Here is a 12,685-nt window from a genome sequence, read left to right as displayed (position 1 = left end):
TAGCACTAAAAGGGCTTATTTTTTGAAGGCTTCCCAGTCTTTCATAAAGGTTTCAATCCCTTGGTCAGTCAATGGGTGTGAGAAGAGTTTTGCAAAGACTGTATCTGGGATAGTTGCGATGTGTGCACCACGTTTTGCCACACCTTCCATGTGAGGAAGTCCACGAATACTTGCTGCGATGATTTCAGAATCATAACCGTAGAAGTCAATGATATTGCGCAAGTCTTCGATAAGAGCGTAAGCGTCTGTACCGATGTCCTCTAGGCGTCCGATAAATGGACTGATGTAAGTAGCACCAGCCTTAACAGCTGAAAGCCCTTGAGAAACAGTAAAGATAAGTGTGACGTTTGTCTTGATACCTTCTTTTGAAAGCACGTTAACCGCAGCCAAGCCTTCTTCTGTCATTGGAATTTTGATGATAACATTGTCAGCCCATTTTGAAATGCTACGAGCTTCTTCGATCATTTCTTCACGAGTGAGACCTGTCACTTCGGCGCTGACAGGTCCGTCAACAATAGTACAGATTTCTTTGATAACTGTTTCAAAGTCACGTCCTTCACGTGAGATAATCGTTGGGTTAGTTGTTACCCCATCCACGATTCCAAGTGCGTTTAAGCGTCTGATTTCATCGACATTGGCAGTATCTAAAAAGTATTTCATGTGTAATCCCTTTCAATTTTTGACAAGAAAAAGCGAGACAGGAGTCCCATCTCGCAAAGTGGAGATAGTCGTGGTTGCAAAGACTGTTGTTGAGCGCTTAGACAGCCACCTATCTCACAACAAATTAAACAATTAGTGGTTGTCGCCTTTTTGACCATAGTAAGCATTTGGTCCGTGTTTACGGAGATAGTGCTTGTCCATGATGTATTTTGGAGCTGGCTCAACACGTGGGTTGATTTGTTCTGTGAAGCGGTTCATTTTTGCTACTTCTTCGAGAACAACTGCATGGTAAACAGCTTGTGCTGGGTCTTTACCCCAAGTAAATGGACCGTGGTTGCGCACAACGATACCAGGAACAGCAACTGGGTCTAAGCCACGATTTGCAAATTCTTCGATGATGACTGTTCCAGTTTCTTTTTCGTAGGCAGAGTTTACTTCATCTGCTGTCAATGAACGTGCGCATGGCACTGGTCCATAGAAATAGTCTGCGTGTGTTGTTCCGTAGAATGGAATGTCACGACCTGCTTGTGCCCAACCAACAGCTTCTGTTGAGTGTGTGTGCACGATACCACCGATTTCTGGCCATGCTTTGTAAAGCTCAACGTGTGTTGGAAGGTCAGACGATGGGTTGAGGTCGCCTTCGACGATATTTCCGTCAAGGTCAGTCACCACCATGTTTTCTGGTGTGAGCTTGTCGTAGTCAACACCTGATGGTTTGATAACGATAAGCCCTGCTTCACGGTCAACCTCTGAGACATTACCCCAAGTGAATTTTACAAGCCCGTGTTCTGGAAGTGATTTATTGGCATCACAAACACGTTGGCGCATTTCTGCTAATGATTTTGCCATTTTTATCGTAACCCTGCTTTCTCAATCAATGGGTAAAGGAAATCTTGTGCTTTCTTGATTTCGGCACGTGTTTCCTCAACCGTTTCACAATTTTCAGACCACATTTCAATGAGGAATGGTCCGTTGTAGTTTGTCTTTTTAAGGACATCAAACATAGCTTCCCAGTCGACACAACCTTCGCCAAATGGTACATCACGGAACTGCCCTTTTGAGGTTTCAGTCACAGCGTATGTGTCTTTTAAGTGAAGAGCTGCAATAGAGCGGTGACCATTGTAGAACTCGCTCCAGAGGTCATTGCCCCAAGCTGAGACATTTCCTGTATCCGGGTAGACAAAGAGATATGGTGAGTCGATTTCTTTTTCAACTGCCAAGTATTTCTCAATAGAGTTCATGAATGGGTCATCCATGATTTCGATAGAGAGAATAACCTGTGCTTCTTCTGCCCAAGTGCAGGCTTGACGCAAGTTTTTGATAAAGCGAGCACGTGTTTCAGGAGATTTTTCCTCGTAGTAAACATCGTAGCCAGCCAACTGGATGTTGCGAACACCGATGTCTTGGGCAAAGACGATACATTTTTTCATCATGTCCATGGCACGTGCTTCTTTTTCAGGGTCGTTTGAGCCCATTGGGAAGCGACGGTGACCACTAAAGGTAATGGTTGGCACACGAACACCCGTCTCAAAAATCGCCTTTACCAACTCCAAGCGTTCTTCCTTAGACCACTCAAGACGTGCCAAGCGCTCGTCTGACTCGTCAATAGACAACTCAACAAAGTCAAATCCAAGCTCTTTAGCAAAGTTCAAGCGTTCTAACCAAGTGAAGTGCTTAGGCGTTGCCTTTTCATAAATACCGATTGGACGTGCCATAGCTTACCCCCAAATACGTTTGATTTCGTCTTTAAATTCACGAGCTGCTGCTGCTGGATCTTCTGCTTCTGTGATACCACGACCTGCGATAAAGGTAAAGACATCAACACCTTCAAATAGTTTCAATGTATCAACAGACAAACCACCTGTTACAGATACACGGAAGCCCATTTCAATCAATTTCTTAACCTTGTTAAGGTCTTTTTCACCCCAAGTTTCACCAGCAAGAAGAGCGTCACGTGATTGGTGGTAGATAGCTTGTGAGATACCAGCGTCAAGCCATTGTTGTGCTTGTTCGTATGTCCAATCACCGTAGAGTTCGACTTGGATTTCACCTTTGTCGCTACGGACCTCTTGGATAGCTTTAAGAGCTGCTTTCATTGTTGGGATAGTAGCTGAGCAGATACATGTCAGCCAGTCAGCACCACGCACAGCGTTGTTTTTAGCGACTGTACTACCAGCGTCCGCACATTTAGTATCAGCTACGATAACCTTGTCTGGGAAGAGACTACGAAGCACTTCAACGAGTTCGCTACCTACTTGGAGGAGACAAACTGTCCCTGCTTCGATAACGTCAACTTCATGTCCAACAGAAACAGCAGCTTTGATAGCGCCTTGAAGGTCTGAATGGTCTAGTGCAACTTGTAAATTTGGTAATTGTTTTGTCATTTCTGATCGCTCCTTTTCAAATATCGTTTTTAGCTATTTTAGTTCTTAGTCAAAGTCAAAGCCTTCAAGATATGGGCTGTTTTTAGATTCGTCAACAAGAGCAAGCACATCTTCAGGAGTCTTGCAAGCAAGCAGACGGTCAATAGCATTGTCCAATTCAAACAAAGCAATGATTTGTGGGATAGCAACTGATGCGTGAATAGCTGAGCTTGTTGCAGCAAGAGTCAAGAGAACAGATACTTCTTTACCATCTGTGAAAGTCACAGGTTCTGTCAATGTAATCAATGAAAAGGCATCACGTTGAACACCAGCTTCTGGACGAGCGTGAGGCATTGCCATACCAGGTGTCAAGATGTAGTAAGGACCGTGTTCTTTTGTAGAAGCGATGATAGCATCGTAGTATTCCGGAAGAACGGCACCGCTTTCAATCAACGGATCAACGGATAATTTTACCGCTTCTTGCCAATCTTTTGCTGTCAAACCAAGGCGAATTGAGTTGTTTTCGATAAATGCTGTTTTTAAATCCATGATAAATCCTCTTTTACTTTCTATCTTTCTAATAAATAAGGGAGTAAGTGCGCATCACTGTATCAGATGACAACTCACTCCCCGATTATTGATGCGTCATGGCAAAAGTAAGCATCTCACAATGTAACTATTGTTGTCCTATCTTATGAAAGAGCAGCTTCTAGTTTTGTTTTGATTTCATTATCGTCCATGAGGTTATCAAGTCCGATAAGTTTGCCATTTGTACGTCCATCCAATTCATGGATAAGGTGGTTAGATGCAACAACGATGTCGTATCCTGAAGCCAAACCTTTTGCTTCACCAACTGAACAAGATGCTGATTCAATATTTGAAACACCTAATTGACGAAGAGCGTTTTCAACTTTCATTTTGATAACCATTGATGAACCCATACCGTTTCCGCATGCTGTAAGTACTTTAACCATAATATTTTCCTCCGAAATTGTTTTTTTATAAAGATTGTGACACTGTTAAGAAATTATTCCCCTTGAGCTTCACCACGGTAGTAAGCTTCCTTGTCTTTTGCTTTTGCAAATTGAAGTTGTGGAATGATAAGCAAGAACAAGCAAACCAATACATAACCAATAACACCGAGGTATTTGAAGAGGTAAGCAAATGGTACCCATGGAATATCCAAGTCGATGTTTCCGTGGTAACCACCGACAAGACCTAGAAGGCTAACGGCGATAGCACCAAAGGCAACTTGAATAACACCTGAGATGAAAGATAGCGTGAGTGCTGCTTTCCAACCACCACGTTTGTCTGCGTAAACTGCGATTGCCGCATTGTCAAAGAATACAGGAACGAAACCAGTGATGATAAGAACAGGGTTTTTAAAGACAATCAAGAGAACGATTGTAATCAATTGACCGATAAGACCAGTTGCAAAACCGAAGAGCACGGCACTTGGAGAACCAAAACCAAAGGCTGCTGCAACGTCGACCGCTGGGAATGAACCTGGAAGCAGTTTGTTTGAGATACCTTGGAAGGCATTTGTCAATTCACCAACGAACATACGTACACCTTGCATCAAGATGAAGAGGTAAACTGAGAAGGTGAATGCTGTTTGAAGTACATACATGAAGAAGGCTTGTTTTTCAGGATTGTAAAGCGTTCCTGATGTGATGACTTCTGCATTTGACATGATGTCTGGACCTAAGACGAAAAGGATAGCTCCAAAGAAGACAAGCATAAGTGTTGCAGACGCTACAACTGTATCGTGGAAGATGTTCAAGAAAGTAGGTAACTTGAGGTTATCAAGGTTTTCTTCTTTCTTACCAAGTTTTGGTGCGACTTTATCAACAAACCAAATCGCAAATTGTTGTTGGTGACCGATGGCAAATCCACCACCACCTGTTAAACGTTGTGTTGGCTCAACAGTCATGTTTGAGCTGACTGCCCAGTAGAGACCGCAGACAAGACCAACAGCTAGAGTAGCAACCAATTCGTTCACTTGGAAAGCTGGGATGAGAAGCACCATAACAGTGATTGTCGCAGCTTGTTGCACCATGATGTGACCTGTGATGAAGAGGGTACGAACTTTTGTAATCTTACGAAGTGCAACCAGTAAGATGTTCACGAAGAACCCTACCAACAAAGCCGATGTAGCAACGCCGACAAATTTTGGAAATTCTTCTGCAATTTTTTCGTTAGCAGCTGTCAAACCAAAGTAAGGGTCGATAACCGCCGCACCGATGTTAAACTTGTAGTTTAAAGCCGTTAAGATGGGACGGAAAGTGCTAACCAAACCTCCAGCAGCTACATCCAAAATCATGTAACCAACCGTTGCTTTTACAAATCCCGCAAAAACATCATACCAAGGCTTTTTAAGTAATGCGTATCCTATCAAAACCAAGAGACCAACGAAGAAGGCTGGTTTCTGCAGAATGTTTTGCGAGAACCAATTGAGAATGTCCATAAGGAAATCCATAATATTTCTCCTTTTTTCATTTTTTTAGTTGTCGAACGTTCTTACAGTTATAGTATACAAAAGAATGCGCTTACATAAAAGACCAAGAAACACACAGATTTGTGTGCAAAACTAGACTCACTTTAATCTTTTCTTTATCAAAAGCAAAAAAATAGACTGGATGACCAGTCTATTATAGGAATATTCTTTCACGTGTTTTCTCATAAGAGCTAACAAAACGCTCTGTAACGCCCGGCTCAACTAACTCAAGCGCATTTGAAATCTCGTCAAAGGACGCCGCATAGTTATTGTCCACCTCAAAGAGTCTAAGCGCATGCTCAAAGCTTTGCTGAATGCTAGGCTCAAAGCTGCGGTAGCGGTTTGAGTATTGAAGCAATTGCTCTGTAAGCACAGCGTCCTGCACGACTTGATAAGCAGAGCCTTCAAGGTTATGAATAGCATTGGTGGCGACCTCAGACAGACGACTCACTGCCATGATATCAATACGCTCACGGCTCAGCTCATCCATCAGAGCTTCTAATTGTGAGCTTGTTGTAAAGAAGAGGCTCATAAAATCTTGAGGAATCCCTGGAAGATTGCGCTTTTCCATGAAACGTTTGATAACATGAAGACGATTGATATAGTCGTCTACGTTCTTGCGAGCCACCACTTCGATTTTTTCCAAATCCTTAATTTCATGGTAAAGATCCATCTGTTCATCTTCCACTTCACCCAATTTCTTCAAAGCTTTATCAAAGAGCACTTGCAACTCTGAAAATGGTTTTTCTGCTTGGGCAAACGACTCCACAGACGGCATAACATCACGCTCAATCGCTTCTAACTCACGAACAAAAGGACGAACGGTCAAATTATTATTTTCTGCTAGGATATAGCGGACAGACAAACGGCGGATTTCTTTTTCCAGTTTTGTCGTGTTTTCCTTAGCATGTGCGAGGTAGTTTGGCAAACGTTTACTATCACGCTTAGCCACTTTTTGCGCTTCAATTTCACGCTCAAACAGTTGATAGAGCGAGTCAATCTTAGCTTGAATACTTTCATTTTCCTCACGAGCACGGTCAAGGTCTAACGTTACTAGCTCAAAGCTATTAGCTCTGACATCATCACGTACCTCTTGGAAACGTGCCTCAATATCCTTTTCAGGGAAATGATAATTCGCTTCAAGAAGATGTCTGTAGCCATTTTCCAAATCATCCAGTTGATCAGGAAAATCATCCTCAAGTTTAGCGACAATAGCTGGAATCTGCTCAGAAATCTGACCAAGAGCAATGGTGTGCTCCTCAGCACGATCTAGCACTTCTGAAGCTTCCATCGGATCTCCAGTCGAATTCAAAGTCACAAACTGTGAAAACTCAGCTTCGATATTACTCAATTGTTTTTCAATTTCTGGCATGGTTGTGCCAAAATTGTCTTCGTTTTCTTTGATATTTTTTTGAAGTAGCTCATACAAGTCCAGCGCATGGGTCACACGTGCACTGTTTTTTTCTTCCTGCTCTTTTAGGATAGAGAGTGCTTCACGAATCGCTGCAATATCCTCTTCGACAAGGTTAAGCTGGCTATCAGCGTTGTCAATTTCATGCTTTGCCTTAATGAAGTTAAACGTATCGTTTAAGCTTTCAGCTTCTAAAGTATGTGCTTCAATTTCTGGAAAGACATTTTTAGAAACGTCTGACCATTTCTGACTCCACTCTCTAAAAGTCGTCTGACTTTGACCAATGAGATGGAGCTCTTGTACCGATTCAATTTCGTCTTGAACTGGCAAATCAAGTAGAGCTTGCTTGCGCTCATCAAGGGTAGAGATGAGTGATTCGTTACGCTTACGTATAATCACTCCTGCCAGATAAGCTACTATCACGATCAGGACAATAGCCACCAGCAGCAAGATAAGTCCGCTAGACATGAGTTTCTCCTTCATCACAATGAAGTAGCCTGATAATGCATAGGCTACTTTTACTTTTTATTATCGTTTTCTTACTAAAATGAACGTTTACGATTATACCATAATTCTGCGTTTTTTTCAAAAAACTTTAGTATTAAATATCAAGGGTACTGTAAACAGCATTTTCTTCGATAAACTCACGGCGTGGCTCTACACGATCCCCCATCAGCATATCAAAAATTTTGTCCGCTTCTGCCGCATCATCTACAGAGACACGTGCCATCAAGCGGTGCTCTGGATCCATAGTCGTTGCCCAGAGTTGGTGGTCATCCATCTCACCAAGACCTTTGTAGCGCTGAACAGTTGGTTTTGAGCGACCATTGCTGTAGCGCTCAATCGCTGCTTGCAACTCTTGTTCTTGGTTGCTTCCTGGTTGGATATACTCCTTAATCTCACTGCCGACCTTAACCCCATAAATCGGTGGTTGGGCGATGTAGACATAGCCAGCCTCCAGCACAGGGCGCATGAAACGATAGATAAGCGTCAAGAGAAGGGTACGGATATGAGCCCCATCGACATCGGCATCGGTCATGATGACCAGCTTGTGGTAGCGTGCCTTCGAGACATCAAAGTCTGCACCAAAGCCTGTTCCCATCGCTGTAAAGAGACTTCTGATCTCATCATTTGCCAAAATCTTGTCCATGCTGGCTTTTTCGACGTTGAGAATTTTCCCACGAATAGGTAAAATCGCCTGAAACTCACGATTGCGTCCAGACTTGGCTGAACCGCCCGCTGAATCCCCCTCAACGATGAAGAGTTCATTTTGGCTGGCATCGTTTGAAGAGCAATCTGCCAACTTCCCTGGTAAGTTTGAAATCTCAAGACCTGACTTTTTGCGAGTCACTTCCCGAGCACGCTTGGCTGCGATACGAGCTTTTGAAGCAAGGATACCCTTTTCAACGATTTTTTTAGCAATTTGAGGATTTTCAAGGAGAAAACGGCTAAAGGCATCACTAAAGAGGCGATTAGTGATTTTCACCACTTCTGAATTACCCAGTTTGGTTTTGGTTTGTCCTTCAAATTGTGGATTTGGGTGTTTGACAGAGATAACAGCTGTCAAGCCCTCACGGACATCCTCACCAGTCAAGTTGTCATCGTTTTCTTTTAACAGTTTATTTTTCTTAGCGTAGTCATTGATGACACGTGTCAAAGCAGTTCTAAATCCTTGCTCGTGTGTTCCTCCCTCATGGGTATGGATGTTATTGGCAAAGCTCATGATGGTTTCATGATAACTAGTCGTGTACTGCATCGCCACTTCCACAGTGATACCATCCATCTCACCATCTGTATAGATAGGGTCCTTAAAGATAAGCTCTTTATTTTCATTGATAAAGGAAACGTAAGACGCAATTCCACCCTCATAGTGGAAAGATTTAGTTTGCTCTTTGCCTTCTCGCTTATCGGTGATAGAAATTCGAAGCCCACGGTTCAAAAAGGCAAGCTCTTGCACACGTTTGGCTAGCTTGTCAAAGTCATAGGTCGTGGTTTCTGTGAAAATAGCACTGTCTGGTGTGAAGTGCACAGTTGTCCCTGTGCGGTCTGTCTCACCGATGACAGCTAAGTCTGCCACTACTTGACCTCGTCTATACTCTTGGAAATGAATACGTCCGTTTTTATAGACCCTTACATCCAACTGTGTTGAGAGGGCATTGACAACTGAGGAGCCAACACCGTGTAGACCACCAGAAACCTTGTAGCCGCCTCCGCCAAACTTACCACCTGCGTGAAGCACTGTAAAGACCGTCTCAACAGCAGGACGCCCTGTTTTTTCTTGAATATCAACAGGAATCCCACGCCCATCATCGATAACGGTAATGGAATCATCTGGCTCGATAATCACCTCAATATGGGTCGCAAAACCTGCTAGCGCCTCGTCAATCGAGTTGTCCACAATCTCCCAAACAAGGTGGTGAAGCCCTTCTGATGAGGTTGAGCCGATATACATCCCAGGACGCATACGAACAGCCTCAAGTCCCTCTAGGACTTGAATCTGGCTAGCGTTATACTCTTGTGCACGTTCTTCTAAATTTTTTTCTTCTGCCATTATTTTACTATCTCCATCAAGGATTTTTTTCCATCAACCAATAAGGTCGCAAAGCCTGCCGCTTCTCCAGCTTGGCAGTCAATCTTGCGGTCCCCAATCACGATACCATTTGTTATGTGGTATTTTTCCTTCAAATACAGCATGCTCTCAGGATCTGGCTTTCTAGCAAAACCACTCTCAGACGTAACCACTTCTGTAAAATAGCCTGAGATACCTGTCTTTTCCAGCAAAGAGAGCACTTGCTTGTCACGGTGTGAGACTAAAAAATTGCGCCCACCAGAGGCTACAATCTTAGCAAGAACTTCCTTTGCACCCGAAAATAAAATCGGATGCTCTAAGCGCTTTGCCTCGTCTGCCTTGTAAATTTGAAAAAAATTGTTTTCTTTTGGGGCAAAATGGGCAATCGCTGCTGCTGTAGACTGCTTGAGATAATGATACACCTTATCATGAGAAGCACTCAAGCCAAAATGCTCTAGAGCTTTGATAAAGGCTTGTGTTGACAACTCGTAATTATCCAACAGCGTACCGCCCAAATCCCAGATATAATCGTCGTAATGCATATTTACTATTATACCATATTTTGCGTAAATAGTGGCTTTCGATGCTAATTTCTCCAAAAATGACCGGGGTTTTTAGACTTTTTTCTTGAAAGGATAAAAAAGGGTTGACAGAGTTTGTGAAAAGATGTACAATTACAATGTAAACGATTTCATAACAAATTAATTAAGGAGGTTTTGTCATGAAAGCTGTTGTTGTAAATCCAGATAGCACTGGTGTTGAGATTGTCGACCACGAGATGCCTGAGATTGGCTATGGGGAAGCCTTGGTCAAGGTTGAGTATTGTGGGGTTTGCCACACAGATTTGCACGTTGCGCACGGTGATTTTGGGAAAGTACCGGGGCGTATTTTAGGACACGAGGGGATCGGTATTGTCGAAAAACTTGGTGACGGGGTAACATCACTAAAAGTCGGCGATCGTGTGTCTATTGCGTGGTTCTTTGAGGGCTGTGGCTACTGCGAATACTGTACAACTGGACGTGAAACGCTCTGCCGTTCCGTTAAAAATGCCGGTTACAATGTCGACGGTGGTATGAGTGAGTATGCTGTTGTGACTGCCGACTATGCTGTCAAAGTCCCTGAAGGACTAGACCCAGCCCAAGCTTCTTCTATCACTTGTGCAGGTGTCACGACTTACAAAGCCATCAAAGAAGCTGGCGCAGCTCCAGGTCAATGGATAGCTGTTTATGGTGTCGGTGGACTTGGTAATCTAGCTGTACAATACGCTAAAAAAGTCTTCAATGCCCATGTCGTTGCTGTCGACATTAACCAAGACAAACTGGATTTAGCAAAAGAAGTTGGCGCTGACCTTATTGTCAACGGTCATGACATCGAGGATGTCCCTGCCTATATCCAAGAAAAAACAGGCGGTTGTCACGGCGTTGTCGTCTCTGCTGTCTCTAAAGTCGCTTTCAACCAAGCTGTAGACAGCGTGCGTGCCGGTGGAACTGTCGTTGCTGTCGGGCTTCCTTCAGAGTACATGGAGCTCAGCATTGTCAAGGCGGTGCTTGATGGTATCCGTGTCGTGGGCTCCCTCGTTGGTACTCGTAAAGACCTAGAAGAAGCTTTTGCATTTGGTGCTCAAGGTCTAGTGGTTCCTATCGTTGAAAAAGTACCAGTAGACAGCGCTCCACAAGTCTTTGATGATATGGAACACGGACGTATCCAAGGTCGTAAAGTACTTGATTTTAGCTTGTAAGACACAAAAAAGCTAGGTTTTCACCTAGCTTTTTTAATGTTTTCTTTGGTAATAGCATTCGTTCAAGCGGTTTTGATTGCTCATGGAAAGCACCAAGCCGACACCTATCATATTGCTAATCAGCGAGCTTCCTCCTTTTGAGATGAAAGGAAGTGGGATACCCGTCAGTGGTAAAATGCCCAGCGCAGCTCCGATATTTTCAAAAATATGAAAGCTAATCATCATGATAAATCCAGTTGAGATAAAGGTGTAAAACTGATTGTTGGACTTTATTGTGATGAGAAGCATGCGGTAAATCAAAAGCAGGTAGACCAGCAAGACAATACTACTTCCCAAAAAGCCAAAGTCCTCAGCAATGACAGTGAAAATCATATCACTCTCACGCACAGGAACCGCTAAGTCTAGGACATTAAAGCCTTTGCCAAGCACGCCACCGCTACCGATAGAAATCATGCCCTGTGTTTGCTGGTAGGCAATCCCTTCGGCATACTTAAAGGGGTCAAACCAAGCAGATAAGCGGTTAATCTGATAAGTGTCCATCCCCATCTTGTAGAGAAACTCTTTTCCTCCTGGGATGAGAAAAACAATCAAAAAACCAGCAACCACCACGACAACCGCCGCAATAATCGGAATCAAAATCCGACTGGAGATACCAGAGAGCAAAACCACACCTGCTAAAATAGCCATAAAGACCATAGCTGTTCCCAAGTCTTTTTGCAAAGCTAGTAAAATCATAACAGGCAGAGTCACTAAGCCATAAAAGAGAAGAAATAGCCAGTCGTCTTTCAAACTATCTGAGGCCAGTAACTTGGGGCGCCACCAGACCGTCACCCTCGCAAGCGCCAAGATATAGGAGATTTTCATGAACTCTGAGGGCTGAAACAAGGGCGTATTGGCAATGGTCACCCAGTTTTTTGCACCAGTTGACGCCACTAAAGCCTGACTGTAAAAAATCAAGGGAAGCACCATCAATAAGAGACCCAGCACATAGAGATATGGCGTTGCTTTCCACAAAAAAGAGGTCTTAAACATCATGACCAGATAAGCTAGACCACAACCAAGCAAAATCCAAACGACTTGCTGCGCCATCACGGATATCACTGTCTTTGGGTAATCATTAGCTGTTGAGATATAGATGACAACCAAGCCAATTAAAATCAAAAAAAAGACTGGCATCAACAGACCGTAATCAATATTTTGCTTAAAAAATTGCTTGTGTTTTTTCATTGTTTTCCTCTCTAAGTCTTCAAGTAAATATTATACCACTATTTCAAAAAATCTTGAAAAAATTTTTAGCTTTTCTTACAAAAAAATCAGCCCTATTAGATTACCATTTGAAACTTACGCAAACACTAAAAGCAGCTAAAAATTGAACAGCTCCCTGTCAAGTAGACAGTGAAATAATAAAATGATTAAGCAACCTGATTCCTGAATTCAAAAGGAGTCA

The 12,685-nt window shown here is 43.1% G+C and carries 12 protein-coding genes; 1 reads left to right on the top strand and 11 read right to left on the bottom strand.

Going from position 1 to position 12,685, the window contains the following annotated elements; genetic code table 11:
* Positions 1-15: 15 nt before the first annotated feature.
* From fsa to AALA56_RS01285, 10 genes are all read right to left on the bottom strand, one after another.
* On the bottom strand, positions 16-660 hold the full coding sequence (fsa, locus tag AALA56_RS01330) for a fructose-6-phosphate aldolase (protein ID WP_369908409.1): 645 nt from the start codon (positions 658-660) through the stop codon (positions 16-18).
* A gap of 132 nt (positions 661-792) precedes the next feature.
* Positions 793-1,509 carry an L-ribulose-5-phosphate 4-epimerase gene (locus AALA56_RS01325; protein WP_115270286.1) on the bottom strand — a complete coding sequence of 239 codons (717 nt, stop codon included), beginning with the start codon at positions 1,507-1,509 and terminating at the stop codon, positions 793-795.
* Between the two features lie 2 nt (positions 1,510-1,511).
* On the bottom strand, positions 1,512-2,375 hold the full coding sequence (locus AALA56_RS01320) for an L-ribulose-5-phosphate 3-epimerase (protein WP_115270288.1): 864 nt from the start codon (positions 2,373-2,375) through the stop codon (positions 1,512-1,514).
* A gap of 3 nt (positions 2,376-2,378) precedes the next feature.
* Positions 2,379-3,044, bottom strand: coding sequence for a 3-keto-L-gulonate-6-phosphate decarboxylase UlaD (locus AALA56_RS01315; protein WP_369908408.1), 666 nt, complete (start codon positions 3,042-3,044; stop codon positions 2,379-2,381).
* A gap of 45 nt (positions 3,045-3,089) precedes the next feature.
* Positions 3,090-3,572: a PTS sugar transporter subunit IIA gene (locus AALA56_RS01310; RefSeq protein WP_115270292.1), complete on the bottom strand. Its 483-nt coding sequence runs from the start codon at positions 3,570-3,572 to the stop codon at positions 3,090-3,092.
* Positions 3,573-3,715: 143 nt separating this feature from the next.
* Positions 3,716-3,997: a PTS sugar transporter subunit IIB gene (locus AALA56_RS01305; RefSeq protein ID WP_369908407.1), complete on the bottom strand. Its 282-nt coding sequence runs from the start codon at positions 3,995-3,997 to the stop codon at positions 3,716-3,718.
* A 53-nt stretch (positions 3,998-4,050) separates the two neighbouring features.
* On the bottom strand, positions 4,051-5,502 hold the full coding sequence (locus AALA56_RS01300; protein ID WP_369908406.1) for a PTS ascorbate transporter subunit IIC: 1,452 nt from the start codon (positions 5,500-5,502) through the stop codon (positions 4,051-4,053).
* A gap of 172 nt (positions 5,503-5,674) precedes the next feature.
* The gene (ezrA, locus tag AALA56_RS01295) at positions 5,675-7,399 is read right to left on the bottom strand and encodes a septation ring formation regulator EzrA (RefSeq protein ID WP_369908405.1); all 1,725 of its coding nucleotides are present in this window, start codon (positions 7,397-7,399) and stop codon (positions 5,675-5,677) included.
* A 133-nt stretch (positions 7,400-7,532) separates the two neighbouring features.
* On the bottom strand, positions 7,533-9,482 hold the full coding sequence (gene gyrB / locus AALA56_RS01290) for a DNA topoisomerase (ATP-hydrolyzing) subunit B (protein WP_369908404.1): 1,950 nt from the start codon (positions 9,480-9,482) through the stop codon (positions 7,533-7,535).
* Entirely contained in the window at positions 9,482-10,042 is a 561-nt protein-coding gene (locus tag AALA56_RS01285) for an HAD-IA family hydrolase (protein WP_369908403.1), read from the bottom strand. Before AALA56_RS01285 ends, gyrB begins: the two co-directional genes overlap by 1 nt.
* 179 nt (positions 10,043-10,221) lie before the next feature.
* Between AALA56_RS01285 and adhP the strand changes: the two genes are divergently transcribed.
* Positions 10,222-11,238: an alcohol dehydrogenase AdhP gene (gene adhP / locus AALA56_RS01280; protein ID WP_369908402.1), complete on the top strand. Its 1,017-nt coding sequence runs from the start codon at positions 10,222-10,224 to the stop codon at positions 11,236-11,238.
* 33 nt (positions 11,239-11,271) lie between these two features.
* Here the strand turns inward: adhP and AALA56_RS01275 are convergent, their stop codons facing one another.
* Positions 11,272-12,465 carry an FtsW/RodA/SpoVE family cell cycle protein gene (locus AALA56_RS01275; protein ID WP_369908401.1) on the bottom strand — a complete coding sequence of 398 codons (1,194 nt, stop codon included), beginning with the start codon at positions 12,463-12,465 and terminating at the stop codon, positions 11,272-11,274.
* Positions 12,466-12,685 lie beyond the last annotated feature (220 nt).

Origin of the sequence: Streptococcus hyointestinalis, from assembly GCF_041225505.1 — a bacterium.
In the GTDB taxonomy this organism is placed as follows: Bacteria; Bacillota; Bacilli; order Lactobacillales; family Streptococcaceae; genus Streptococcus; species Streptococcus hyointestinalis_B.
Note: the sequence above shows the minus strand (reverse complement) of the source record. Positions and strands in the feature narration are given on the sequence as shown.

Bases quoted from the DNA above. Each gene is read 5' to 3' on its own strand.
- fsa (WP_369908409.1), bottom strand. From the start codon at position 660: ATGAAATACTTTTTAGATACTGCCAATGTCGATGAAATCAGACGCTTA.
- AALA56_RS01325 (WP_115270286.1), bottom strand. From the start codon at position 1,509: ATGGCAAAATCATTAGCAGAAATGCGCCAACGTGTTTGTGATGCCAAT.
- AALA56_RS01320 (WP_115270288.1), bottom strand. From the start codon at position 2,375: ATGGCACGTCCAATCGGTATTTATGAAAAGGCAACGCCTAAGCACTTC.
- AALA56_RS01315 (WP_369908408.1), bottom strand. From the start codon at position 3,044: ATGACAAAACAATTACCAAATTTACAAGTTGCACTAGACCATTCAGAC.
- AALA56_RS01310 (WP_115270292.1), bottom strand. From the start codon at position 3,572: ATGGATTTAAAAACAGCATTTATCGAAAACAACTCAATTCGCCTTGGT.
- AALA56_RS01305 (WP_369908407.1), bottom strand. From the start codon at position 3,997: ATGGTTAAAGTACTTACAGCATGCGGAAACGGTATGGGTTCATCAATG.
- AALA56_RS01300 (WP_369908406.1), bottom strand. From the start codon at position 5,502: ATGGATTTCCTTATGGACATTCTCAATTGGTTCTCGCAAAACATTCTG.
- ezrA (WP_369908405.1), bottom strand. From the start codon at position 7,399: ATGTCTAGCGGACTTATCTTGCTGCTGGTGGCTATTGTCCTGATCGTG.
- gyrB (WP_369908404.1), bottom strand. From the start codon at position 9,482: ATGGCAGAAGAAAAAAATTTAGAAGAACGTGCACAAGAGTATAACGCT.
- AALA56_RS01285 (WP_369908403.1), bottom strand. From the start codon at position 10,042: ATGCATTACGACGATTATATCTGGGATTTGGGCGGTACGCTGTTGGAT.
- adhP (WP_369908402.1), top strand. From the start codon at position 10,222: ATGAAAGCTGTTGTTGTAAATCCAGATAGCACTGGTGTTGAGATTGTC.
- AALA56_RS01275 (WP_369908401.1), bottom strand. From the start codon at position 12,465: ATGAAAAAACACAAGCAATTTTTTAAGCAAAATATTGATTACGGTCTG.